Annotated in this window: 10 protein-coding genes; 7 read left to right on the top strand and 3 right to left on the bottom strand. The window is 73.9% G+C overall.

The features are described 5' to 3' along the window. Window positions 1-15: 15 nt before the first annotated feature. Window positions 16-783: an SDR family oxidoreductase gene (locus DQ244_RS00180; protein ID WP_113809491.1), complete on the bottom strand. Its 768-nt coding sequence runs from the start codon at window positions 781-783 to the stop codon at window positions 16-18. Window positions 784-976: 193 nt separating this feature from the next. On the opposite strand from DQ244_RS00180, the gene DQ244_RS00175 reads away from it, so the two are divergent. The 3 genes from DQ244_RS00175 to DQ244_RS19505 all read left to right on the top strand — a co-directional run bounded on the left by DQ244_RS00175 (window position 977) and on the right by DQ244_RS19505 (window position 5006). Next, a complete protein-coding gene (locus DQ244_RS00175; RefSeq protein WP_113809490.1) occupies window positions 977-2455 on the top strand; it encodes an MFS transporter in 1479 nt (492 codons plus the stop codon). Next, window positions 2452-3885: a M20/M25/M40 family metallo-hydrolase gene (locus DQ244_RS00170; protein ID WP_199580084.1), complete on the top strand. Its 1434-nt coding sequence runs from the start codon at window positions 2452-2454 to the stop codon at window positions 3883-3885. Before DQ244_RS00175 ends, DQ244_RS00170 begins: the two co-directional genes overlap by 4 nt. Before the next feature lie 137 nt (window positions 3886-4022). Next, complete coding sequence (locus DQ244_RS19505) at window positions 4023-5006, top strand: excalibur calcium-binding domain-containing protein (protein ID WP_233491074.1); 984 nt, start codon at window positions 4023-4025, stop codon at window positions 5004-5006. Between the two features lie 79 nt (window positions 5007-5085). On the opposite strand, the gene DQ244_RS00160 is transcribed toward DQ244_RS19505, so the two are convergent. Then, the gene (locus tag DQ244_RS00160; RefSeq protein WP_113809489.1) at window positions 5086-6012 is read right to left on the bottom strand and encodes a DUF5926 family protein; all 927 of its coding nucleotides are present in this window, start codon (window positions 6010-6012) and stop codon (window positions 5086-5088) included. Window positions 6013-6102: 90 nt separating this feature from the next. On the opposite strand from DQ244_RS00160, the gene DQ244_RS00155 reads away from it, so the two are divergent. Continuing rightward, the gene (locus DQ244_RS00155; protein WP_233491073.1) at window positions 6103-7299 is read left to right on the top strand and encodes a cytochrome P450; all 1197 of its coding nucleotides are present in this window, start codon (window positions 6103-6105) and stop codon (window positions 7297-7299) included. Between the two features lie 51 nt (window positions 7300-7350). After that, window positions 7351-8967: a long-chain fatty acid--CoA ligase gene (locus DQ244_RS00150; protein ID WP_113809487.1), complete on the top strand. Its 1617-nt coding sequence runs from the start codon at window positions 7351-7353 to the stop codon at window positions 8965-8967. A 40-nt stretch (window positions 8968-9007) separates the two neighbouring features. Here DQ244_RS00150 and DQ244_RS00145 read toward each other — a convergent pair whose 3' ends face one another. Further along, window positions 9008-9337, bottom strand: a complete 330-nt coding sequence (locus DQ244_RS00145; protein ID WP_233491072.1) for a rhodanese-like domain-containing protein — start codon at window positions 9335-9337, stop codon at window positions 9008-9010. Window positions 9338-9635: 298 nt separating this feature from the next. Here DQ244_RS00145 and DQ244_RS00140 point away from each other — a divergent pair, with 298 nt between their 5' ends. Together DQ244_RS00140 and DQ244_RS00135 are read left to right on the top strand one after the other, a co-directional pair. Next, on the top strand, window positions 9636-10151 hold the full coding sequence (locus DQ244_RS00140; protein ID WP_113809485.1) for a PH domain-containing protein: 516 nt from the start codon (window positions 9636-9638) through the stop codon (window positions 10149-10151). Continuing rightward, entirely contained in the window at window positions 10148-11617 is a 1470-nt protein-coding gene (locus DQ244_RS00135) for a PH domain-containing protein (RefSeq protein WP_113809484.1), read from the top strand. Before DQ244_RS00140 ends, DQ244_RS00135 begins: the two co-directional genes overlap by 4 nt. Window positions 11618-11637: the final 20 nt, after the last annotated feature.

Raw genomic sequence — 11637 nt, 5'->3', positions numbered from 1 at the left:
GGCCGTTCCAGGCGGTTACAGGGTCGTGGCGATGCCGCCGTCGACCGGGATGACGGCGCCGGTCACGTAGGAGCCGGCCCGCGAGGACAGGTAGACGACGACGCCGGCCATGTCGTCGGGGCGCCCGATGCGGCCCAGCGGTGCCTTCTCGGCGATCGCGTCGCCGAAGGCCTCCAGCGTGGCGGCCATCATCTTGGACTCGAACGGCCCCGGGGCGACGGCGTTGACCGTGATGTGGCGGCGGCCCAGCTCCTGCGCCAGCACGCGGGTGAGGTGGTGCAGCGCCGCCTTGCTCGAGGAGTACGAGTAGGTGGGCAGGCCGGGCACGTGCAGGCCGTCGATGCTGCCGACGTTGACCACGCGGGCCGGCTCGCCCGGGGCCCCGGCCGCCTCCAGCAGCGGCAGGAACGCGCGGGTGAGGAAGAACGGCGACTTCAGGTTCAGGTCGAGCACCTTGTCCCAGGCCGAGGCGGGGAAGGTCTCGAAGGCCTCGCCCCAGTTGGCGCCGGCGTTGTTGACCAGGATGTCGATCCGCTGCTCGGACTTCCCGACCTCCTCGGCCAGGCGCAGGCACTCGGCCTCGGTGGAGAGGTCCGCGGGAACGGAGACGACGGTGCCGAACTCCTGCAGCTCGGCGACGGCGGCGTCGCCGGCCTCGGCCTTGCGCGAGCTGATGTAGACCTTCGCCCCCGCCTGCAGCAGGCCGCGGGCCATCATCAGGCCGATGCCGCGGGTGCCGCCGGTGACCACGGCCACCTTGCCGGTCAGGTCGAACAGGTCCACGGGTACCTCCGGGAGTAGCCGAACGGGTGCCGCACCGGCCCCGCGGGCACCCTAACCAGGCGGTCCGGCGGCGCCGACGGGGCGACCCACGCGAGGGGAACGTCGCCGTCGACCCTCCCGGCGGGGTGACGGCGACCACTACGCTCGGCCACCGCGCGTCGCCCAGGGTCGCGCCGCACCGGGAGGAGCAGGCGTGACGGAGACGGCACGGAGGACCGGCCGGATCGCCGGGATCGGTGGCGGGCTCGTCGGCTGGCTGGTCTTCGTCGAGTTCACCAGCGGCGTGCTGCAGGGCTACTACGTCCCGCTGCTCACCGACATCGCCCGCTACCTCGGCGTGAACGACGCCGACGTCAACTGGCTCGAGGCCGCCCAGCTGGTGCTCTCGGCGATCGCGGTGCCCGTGCTGGCGAAGCTCGGCGACCTCTACGGGCACCGCCGCGTGCTGCTGTGGTCCGCCGTCGCCACCGCCCTGGCCACCGTCTCGCTGGCCCTGGCCACCAGCTTCCCGGTGTTCCTGGTCGCCTGGGCGCTGCAGGGGCTCTACGTCGTCTGGCTGCCGCTGCAGGTGGCGCTGATCTGGAGCCGTTCCCGCCGCACCCCCGGGGCGGCCGGCCAGACCCGCCGGGCGACCGGGCTGATCGTCGCCGCGCTGCAGGCCGGAGCCATCGTCGGCGCGCTCGGCGGCGGGCAGATCGGGCAGAACCTGGGCGACTCGCTGGGCCTGGTCCTCGTGCTCCCGGCGGTGCTCGTGGTCGGGGTCTGCCTGGTCGTGGCGTTCCGGGTGCCCGAGAGCGAGGACCGCACCGGCGGCACCGTCGACGCCACCGGCGCCGCCCTGCTGACCGTGATCCTGCTGGTGGTCACGGGCGGGCTGAGCTTCGTGCGCCTCAACGAGGGCGCCGCGTGGCCCTGGGCGGTCATCGCGCTCGGTGTGCTGCTCGTCGTCCCCTTCGTCGCCTACGAGCTGCGCCAGGACGACCCGCTGGTCGACGTGCGCGTGCTGCGCCGGCCGGAGATGTGGCCGGTGCAGCTCACCGCCGGGCTCTTCGGCGTCAGCGTGCTCGGCGCGCAGGGGCCGCTGTCCACCTACGCCCGCACCGACCCCGAGGTCTACGGCTACGGGCTGGGGCTCTCGACCAGCGAGGTGTCCGTCGTCATCGGCGCCTACGTGATCTCGATGCTCCTCGGTGCGAGCCAGTTCGCCCGGGTCACCCGGTGCACCTCGCCGCGCACGACCCTGATCGGCGCGGCAACCCTCGTGGGATCGGGGTACCTGCTGCTGGTGCCGTTCCACGACACCCTCGCCCAGACGCTGGCGTGCGTCTCGATCGCCGGGCTGGGCTCCGGGGCGCTGGTGGCGGCGCTGCCGGCGGCCGCCGCGGCTGCCGCACCGGTGGGCCGGACGGCGGTGGCCACCGGGCTGACCAACACCACCAAGGTCGTCGGCGGCTCCTTCGCCTCCGCGGCCTTCGCCATCGCGCTGGCCTCCGGCGCCCCGGTCCTCGCCGGCGGCGCGGAGGGCACGGCGGGCTCGCTGTCGGGCTACCTGACCGTGTGGATCATCTGCGGGACGACGGCGCTGGCCGCCGCCGTGGCCCTGGTGTTCGTCCCCCGGCTGGCCTTCTCCGACCCGGCCGTTCCCGAGATCGCGGAGGAGTCCCGCGCATGAGACGCCTGATCGCGCTGGCCGCGACCGCGGCCGCGGTGGGCACGAGCGCCCGCCGGGTGGCCCGCTTCCGCCCTCCCCAGGACCAGCCGGTCGCGCTCGACCTGACCGGCCTGGACGCCGAGGGCGCCGCGAACCGGCTCGCCGAGCTGATCCGCATCCCCACCGTCTCCTCCCGCGTCCCGGGCGCGAGCGACGCCGCCGTCTTCGAGCGGTACCGGGAGCGGCTGACCGAGCTGTACCCGCGCACCCACGCCGTCCTGGAGCGGGAGGTGCTGGGCGACGGCGCGCTGCTCTACCGCTGGCGCGGGTCGACCGACGAACCGCCGCTGGTGCTGATGGCGCACTACGACGTCGTCCCCGTGGAGGGGCAGGGCTGGACGCGCGACCCGTTCTCCGGGCTGGTCGAGGACGGCTACGTGCACGGCCGCGGCGCCATCGACGACAAGGGCTCGATGGTGGCGATCCTGGAGGCGGTCGAGGCCCTGGTCGCCGCCGGAGTCACCCCGCGGCGCGACGTCTACCTCTCCTTCGGCAACGACGAGGAGGTCCTCGGCGTGGGCGCGCAGCTCGCCGTCGCGACCCTCACCGAGCGCGGCATCCGGCCGTGGGCGGTGCTCGACGAGGGCGGCGCGGTGGTGACCGGCATGTTCCCGGGCGTCCCGGGCCGCGTCGCGGTCGTCGGGCTGGCGGAGAAGGGCGTGCTGGACGTCGAGCTCGTCACCAGCGACGCCGGTGGGCACGCCTCGGCGCCCACGCGCGGTGGCGCCCCGGCCCGGCTGGCGAGGGCGATCCTCCGGATCGAGGAGCACCCGTTCCCCGCCCGCCTGCACGACGTCGTCCTCGGCATGGTCGACGCCGTCGGCCGGTACGCGGACGCCCCGTACCGCGCGCTGTTCGCGCACGCCGGGCGCCTGCGGCCGGCGCTGGCGCAGGTGCTGTCGCGGGCCGGCCGGGAGGCGAACGCGCTCGTGCGGACCACGGTCGCGGTGACGCGGCTGGAGGGGAGCCCGGCCGCGAACGTGCTGGCCACCCGGGCGCTGGCGCACCTGAACATCCGCATCGCGCTCGGCGAGACGGTGCAGACGACGGTGGACCGGCTGCGGCGGGTGATCGGCGATCCGGCGGTCGAGGTGCGCGTGGTGTCGGGCAGCGACCCCTCGCCGGTGTCGCGGGCGGACAACGACGCGTTCGCGCTGCTCAGCGCGGCGGCGCGGGCCGCCTACCCGGATGCCGCCGTCGCCCCGTACCTGATGGTGCAGGCCAGCGACGCGCGCCACTTCAGCCAGATCTGCGACAGCGTCTACCGGTTCATGCCCTTCGACCTGAGCCGCGACGAGCTGGCCGCGCTGCACGCCGCCGACGAGCGCATCTCGGTGGCGACGCTGCACCGCGGAGCGGGGTTCTTCCGGCACCTGATCGCGCACCTCTGAACGGAGGGCGGACCGCTCCGTCACACTCCGTCACGGCACACGGGTCTGCCCGGTTCCGCTACCAGCAGGACCTTCGCGGTACCTGTGAACGGTGGTCCACTGCACTCGCCTGGTAGCCGATCGTGCGGGGGACGTCCGTGTCGAAGTTGTCGAAGTTGCCGTTCGCCCTGCTCACTGCACTGGCGATGCTCCTCCTCTGGACCGGGGTCGCCTCCGCGGAGGGCGACGGACCGGAGGCCGTGCCGTCAGCCACCGGCTGCGACTCGATCCCCCTGCTCCCCGACTGCCAGCCGCAGCGGGAGACGACGCCGGAACCCCCGGCCCCGCCCGCGCACTCCGTCGACGAGCAGCTCGAGGCGAGCGAGGCCATCCCGGCCTACACCGGCCCCCAGGCCCTGACCGAGCAGCGGTCCTCCGAGCCCGTCGCGTCCACCGAGACCGGGGGCGGGGAGTCCGGAGCCGGCGGTCCGTCCGCGCAGCAGGCTCCCGCCCCGCCCGGTGGCGGCGGCGGTGGCGCACCGGACTTCGAGGCCGTGGGCGAGTGCATCGGCGAGGAGCTCGCGCTCCTGGTCGAGGGCCTCCAGGAGTCGCTGGACGAGGGCGCCGCGGAGCTGCAGGCCGCGATCGAGGAGGGTCTCGACCCGGACAACCTCGCGAACCTGCCGACCTTCCTCGAGGGGCTGCCTGCCCTGATCGAGAGCTCGGCCCCCGGGCTCGCCGCCGAGTTCGAGGAGCTCCTGCCCGGTGTCGCGGAAGGCATCGCCGCCTGCCTCGAGGGTCTCCGGCCCCCCGCCGAGGAGGAGCCGAAGCCCACGCCGCCGCAGGAGCAGCCCAAGCCGGTGACCCAGCCGGCCGCCACGCACTATGCGAACTGCGACGACGCCCGAGCCCGCGGCGCCGCGCCGGTCTACGCCGGCCAGCCCGGCTACGGCTCGCACCTCGACCACGACAACGACGGCGTCGGGTGCGAGCAGGAGACCGCGCTGGTGAGCCACACGCCCACCGCCGCTCCGAAGCTGGCCTACACCGGCTTCGAGGCGGAGCCGTTCATCGTGGCCGGGGCTGCGCTGGTCGCCCTGGGCACCCTGACCGTGATCGGTGTCGCCCGCCGCGAGAGCTGACCCGGGGGGAGACCTCCCCCTGATGCGATCGGCCTCTGCCCACCACGGTGGGCAGAGGCCGATCGCGTTCGAGGTGCGGTCAGCGCAGGGTGATCTGCCGGGACAGCAGCCCGGCCCGCGCACGGCGCTCGTCGGAGTTCAGCGGGGTGGTGGTGGCCAGCGCCTTCTCCAGCCGCGTCTGGAACTCCGTGGCCGGACCGACCCAGTCCTCGGCCGGGACGTCGGCCGGCAGGTCCCACACCGGGACGACGAGGCCGTGGGCGCGGAAGGCACCGGCGTACCGGGTGCCCTCGCCGAGGAGGATCTGCTCGGCGGCGGAGAGGCGGGCCAGCGCGTCGAGGAGCTGCTCCTCCTTCTCCGGACGGACCCAGCGCAGGTGCGCGCGCTCGTTGCCGGGGCGCACCCAGTAGGCGGCCTCCAGCCCCTCGAGCCGGACGGTCGGCAGGATCGCCTCGTTGGCCTGGCTCAGGCCCGCCCGCGCCGCGGCGCCGGGCTCGGTGCCCTCCAGCCAGAAGTCGAAGCTGTCGTGCACCTGCACCTCGAGCGGGGCGGAGAGGTCGAGCACCTCCTGCAGCCGCGGACCGGCCGATCCGGCGCCGCCGATGGGGCCGGGCTCGACGGGAGCGCCCTTGGGCGCCTCGAGCGCGGCGGCGACCGCCGTGCCGAGGTCCCGGCTCACGTCGTCGGACGACGCCGCCAGCTGGGCGCCGACGAGGATCTCGCCGTTGGCCCGCACCAGCGCCGGTGCACCGCCGGGCAGCACGCTGGCGAGGGTGATCTCGCGGCCGTCCGTCGTCTTCAGCGTCGCCGTCGCCGCCGGGACCAGCTCCCGCAGCGCCACCCAGTCGGCCTCGCCGGGCAGGCCCTCGAACGGCCGGGTGACCGGCGGGGCGTAGCCCGAGCCGTGGCAGTGCTTGTACCGGCGACCCGAGCCACAGGGGCACGGCGCCTTCGGGTTGACGCCCTCGGTCGCGGCCGGGGCGGACGTTCGCTTGCGGGAAGCCATGGGATGCAGCGTAGGCGGCCCCCTCGCAGGGGCCCGCTGCGCGCGTGCGAGCGGCGGGGGCGAGGGCGCCCTCTCACTAGGGTCGGGTGCGTGCCTCCTCTCGACCTCCGGGCCGCCTCCTTCGTCGCGGACCCGTATCCCGCCTTCGCCGAGGCGCGGGCCGAGGCGCCCGTGCAGTGGCACGAGGAGCTGGGACTGTGGCTGGCGTTCACCCACGCCGAGGCCAACGCCGTGCTCCGGGACCGACGCCTGGGCCGCATCTGGTCGGACAAGCAGCCGGCCCAGCGGTTCGAGAGCTTCAACCTGATCCACCGCAACGCGATCCTGGAGATGGAGCCGCCGGACCACACCCGGCTGCGGCGCCTGATCACCAGCGCGTTCGCCCGCGGGCACGTCGAGCGGCTGCGGCCCTGGGTGGAGGAGCTCGCCCGCGAGCTGGCCGACGGGCTGGTGGAGCGCTCCAGCGGCACGCAGCCGGTCGACTTCCTCTCCGGCATGGCCGAGGAGCTGCCCGTCGCCGTCATCGCCGAGTTGCTGGGTGTGCCCGCGGCCGATCGCCCGCTGCTGCGGCCGTGGTCCAACGCGATCGTGAAGATGTACGAGTACGGCCGGACGGCGGAGGTCGAGGAGTCCGCCGAGCGCGCCGCCGCGGAGTTCGTCGCCTACCTGCGCGAGCTGGCGGCCGAGCGGCGATCGAACCCGGGTGAGGACCTGGTCAGCCACCTGGTGAGCGTCCGCGACGCCGAGGGCGACCGGCTCACCGAGGACGAGCTGGTCACCACCTGCATCCTGCTGCTCAACGCCGGCCACGAGGCGACGGTGAACGTCTCGGGCAACGGGCTGGCCGCCCTCCTGCAGCACCCGGACGAGCTGTCCCGGCTGCGGGAGGACCGGACCCTGCTGCCCACGGCGATAGAGGAGCTGATGCGCTTCGACTCGCCGCTGCAGCTGTTCGAACGCACCGCCACCGAGGACGTCGAGATCGGCGGGATCACCGTGCGGGAGGGGCAGAAGATCGCCGCCCTGCTCGGCAGCGCCAACCGCGATCCCGCCGTCTTCGCCGACCCGGACGCGCTCGACGTGGGCCGCACGCCCAATGCGCACATCTCCTTCGGCGCGGGCGTGCACTTCTGCATCGGCGCCCCGCTGGCCCGCGTCGAGCTGCAGGCCACGTTCGGCGCGCTGCTGGACCGGACGTCGGCGATCGAGCTGGGCGGAGAGCCGCAGCGGCGTCCCGAGTTCGTGATCCGCGGGCTGCAGACGCTGCCCGTCGTCCTCACCGCGTGAGCCGCAGCGCCTCGCCTGGAAGGTGAGCGCGGTCACTGGCACGATGCGGCCATGCGCGGCTTGATGCAGGACTACCCCCTCACTATCGACGCGATCTTCCGGCACGTGGAGCAGCACTACGGCGACGGCACGATCGTCACCAACAACCCGAGCGGAGTCACCCGCGCCACCTACGCCGAGTGGGCGGAGCGCACGCGCAGGCTGGGCGGCGTCCTGGACACCCTCGGCATCAGCGCCGACGGCCGGGTCGGCACCTTCGGCTGGAACAGCCAGCGCCACCTCGAGCTCTACTTCGCCGCCCCCTGCACGGGCCGGGTTCTGCACACGCTCAACGTGCGCCTGTTCCCCGAGCAGCTCACGTACATCGCCAACCACGCCGAGGACGAGGTCGTCTTCGTCGACCGCACGGTCCTGCCGCTGCTGTGGCCGCTCATCGACACGATGGAGACCGTGAAGCACGTCGTCGTCATGGACGACGGCGGCGACAACGAGATCCCCGACGACGCCCGGGTCCTCGACTACGAGACGCTGCTGGCCGAGGCCCAGCCGGTCGAGTTCCACGTCGAGGACGAGTACCGCGCCGCCTCGATGTGCTACACGAGCGGCACCACCGGGAACCCGAAGGGCGTCGTCTACTCGCACCGCTCGACGTTCCTGCACACGATGGGCGTGATGGCCCCGAACGCCTTCGGCCTGGGCATCAACGACGTCGCCATGCCGGTCGTGCCGATGTTCCACGCCAACGCCTGGGGCATCGCGCAGGCCGGGCCCGCCGCGGGTGCCTCGCTGGTGATGCCGGGCGCGCTGATGCAGCCCGAGGCGATCGCCAAGCTGATCGTCGACGAGGGCGTCACCTTCACCGCCGGTGTGCCGACCATCTGGCAGGGCGTGCTCCCCCACCTCGCCGGCAAGCCGCACAAGCTGCGCGACATCGGCTGCGGCGGCTCCGCGGTGCCCAAGGCGCTCAGCGAGGCCTACCGGGAGCAGGTCGGCATCCCGATCCTGCAGGCGTGGGGCATGACCGAGACCCACCCGGTCGCCTCCTCCGGCGTGCTGCCGAAGCGCTACGAGGACGCCGACGACGAGACCAAGGCCGCGCAGCGCGCCCGCGCCGGCATCCCGTTCCTCGGCGTCGAGGCCCGGATCGTGGACTCCGAGACGCTGGAGCCGCAGCCCTGGGACGACAAGGCCACCGGCGAGCTGCAGGTGCGCGGGCCGTGGTGCGCCCAGGACTACTACAACCCCGACGCCGGCGTGGAGCTCTCCACCGCCGACGGCTGGATGAAGACCGGCGACGTCGCCGCGATGGACTCCTTCGGCTCGATCCGGATCGCCGACCGCACCAAGGACCTGATCAAGTCCGGCGGCGAGTGGATCAGCTCGGTCGACCTGGAGAACGCGATCATGAGCCACCCGAAGGTGAAGGAGGCCGCGGTCATCGGCGTCCCGCACCCGAAGTGGGACGAGCGCCCGCTGGCCGCCGTCGTCCTGGTCGAGGGCGAGACGGCGACCGAGGAGGACATCCTCGAGCACCTCAAGCCGCTGATCGCCAAGTGGTGGATGCCCGACGCCGTCGAGTTCATCGACGAGGTGCCCAAGACCAGCGTCGGCAAGTTCTCGAAGAAGGACCTGCGCACGAAGTTCGCGGAGTATCAGCTCCCGAGCTGATGTCCCTCAGGGGCCGAAATGGCCATCTCGGCCCTGGGGACTAGCGCACGAAGGGGGGCTGGCCGGTCTCGCTCACCATGGGCCGACCGGCCGCCTCCCACGCACCCATGCCGTCGCCGACGTTCACCGCGTCGAAGCCGTTCTGGTTGAGCCATGCGGCCACCCGCGCCGACCGGCCGCCGCTGCGGCAGACCACGTAGAGCGGGTCGCCCTCGGGCAGCTCGTCGAGCTTGGCCGGGACCTCGCCCATCGAGATGTGGGTGGCGCCCTCGATGTGTCCGTGCACCCACTCGTCGTCCTCGCGCACGTCGAGGACGACGGCGTCCTGGGGCAGTTCGGCGGCGGACACGGTCGGGATCTGGTGCGGCATCACGCCTCCCATGGTTCCACGGCGCCGACCGGACCTCACGGGTCCGACTGCCATCCCGCCCGGCGTCGACGCGCTACTCCCGGAGGTACTTCCAGATCTTGTAGCCGATGACCAGAACGCAGACCACGATGACCGGGATGCCGACGACGGGCTGGAAGTCGCCGGCCGGGACCGCGAGAACGCTGCCACTCACGGCTCCACCCAGCCAGAACGGGCCACCGTCGGCCAGTCGAGTGCCGCACCACCACCCGGACGGAGCCACACCGGCGCCCACCCGCGACTGGCAGCATGGGAGTCGATGACCACCGTCCCGGCTCCGGCCGTCCGCGAGCCCGCCTGGGAGCTCCCGCGCTCGGCGATCGGCCTGTGGACGGTCGAGAGCGCCATCAGCACGGTGATCCTCTGGCTCGGCGCCGGGGCCTTCCTGCTGTTCGTCCCCGCATCGGCGGGCGGCCCGGTGCCGGTCCTGCGCTGGGTGCTGCCGATCGCCGCCGCCCTGCACACGGTGGTCGCCGTGGGCATCCGCCCGTGGGTCAAGCACCGGGTCTACCGCTGGGAGATCACCGCCGAGGCCGCCTACACGCGCACCGGCTGGCTCACCCAGACCTGGACGCTGGTGCCCATCAGCCGCATCCAGACCGTCGACGTGACCCGCGGCGTGCTGCAGCAGATGTTCGGGCTGGCCACCGTCGCGGTCCTCACCGCGTCCAGCCAGGGCACCGTGCGCATCTGGCACCTGGAGCACGGCATGGCGCAGCGCGTCGCCGACGACCTCGCCCGCCGGGCCGAGCTGGTCCGCGACCAGGCGACGTGACGCCGCCGCTCGTCGCGCCCGGCATCCGCCGCACGTCGTCGCGGATCGTGCTGGTGCACACCGTCACGTTCAAGCAGGCCCGGCAGCTGGTCCCGATCCTCATCCCGATCGTGGCGGGCTTCGGCTTCGGCGGCGGGCTGACGACGATCGCGCTGATGGCGGTCGGCATCACCGTGCTCTCGCTGGCCGCCGCGGCGCTGTCCTGGTGGCGGTTCTCCTACGCCGACGGGCCGAGCTCCGTCGTCATCACCCGGGGGCTGCTCTCCCGCTCGGTGCGCACCGTGCCGAACGACCGCATCCGCGGCGTGGAGGTCGAGGCCCCGCTCCTGCACCGGCTGTTCGGCCTGGTGCGGGTGCGCGTCGACGCCGCCGCCGGCGCCGCGGGCGAGGACGAGGAGGTCGTGGTCGACGGCGTCTCCCGCGCAGAAGGGGACCGGCTGCGGGTCGCCGTCCTCACCCACCGCGGAACGCCCGCCGACGAGCCCTCCCCGGAGCCCGTCGAGGAGGAGCTCTCCCGCTGGGACAACCGCTGGCTGCTCTACGCGCCGCTGGTGGGCAGCTACCTCGCTCTCCCCGCTGCCGCCCTGGGTGCGCTCTCGCGCGTGCTCGACGACGTCCCCGGCGACCCGGTGGGCGACCTCTTCGACGTCGAGCTCCCCGCGGCGGCCTGGGCCGTGGCGGCGGGCGTCGTCGGAGGCGCGCTGCTGCTCCTGGTCGCCGGATCGGTCATCGGCGCGGCGATCGTCAACTGGGGTTTCCGGCTGACCCGGCGCGGGAGCTCGCTCGTGGCCGTCCGCGGGTTGTTCACCCGCCGGCACACCGAGCTGGAGATCGACCGGGTCCGTGGGGTCAGCGTCTCCGAGGGCCTCGGCATGCGGCTGGTCGGCGCCGGGAGGGCGACCGCCCTGGTCACCGGTCTCGCCGACGCCGCACGGCGCGGTCAGCTGCTGCCGCTCGGCCCGCGGGACGAGGCGTGGTCGCTGGCCTCCCTGCTGGTCGCGGACCCTGGCCCGCTGCGAGCCCACCCCGCCGCGGCCCGACGACGACGCATCATCCGGGCCCTGGTCACCGGCCTCGCCGTCACGGCGGGTGGGCTCGTGCTGGGCGCGAGGACGGGCCACTGGGAGCTCGCGATCGCCGGCGCCGTCGTCACCGTGCTCGGCGTGCTGCTGGCCCGGAGCCTCTACGCCGCGCTCGGGCACGCCGCGGGACCGCGCTCGTTCAGCGTCCGGCGCGGCTGGCTGGTGCGCGAGCAGATCGTGCTCGAGCGCCGCGCGGTCATCGGCTGGCAGGTCAGGCAGTCGTGGTTCCAGCGCCGCGCCGGCCTGGCCACGGTCACCGCGTGCGTGGGCGCGGGTAGCGGCGGCTACGCGGCGGTGGACATGGCCGCGGCCGAGACGCCGTCCTTCACCGCGGCAGCCAGCGGGTCCTGGGCCCGCGCCCTGGACCCGGCGAACCAGAGGTAGGTGAACCTTTCCTTCCTCCG

Origin of the sequence: Blastococcus sp. TBT05-19, from assembly GCF_003319095.1 — a bacterium.
Lineage (GTDB): Bacteria > Actinomycetota > Actinomycetes > Mycobacteriales > Geodermatophilaceae > Blastococcus.
The sequence above is the reverse complement of the archived record's forward strand: the minus strand, read 5'-3'. Positions and strand labels throughout refer to the sequence as shown.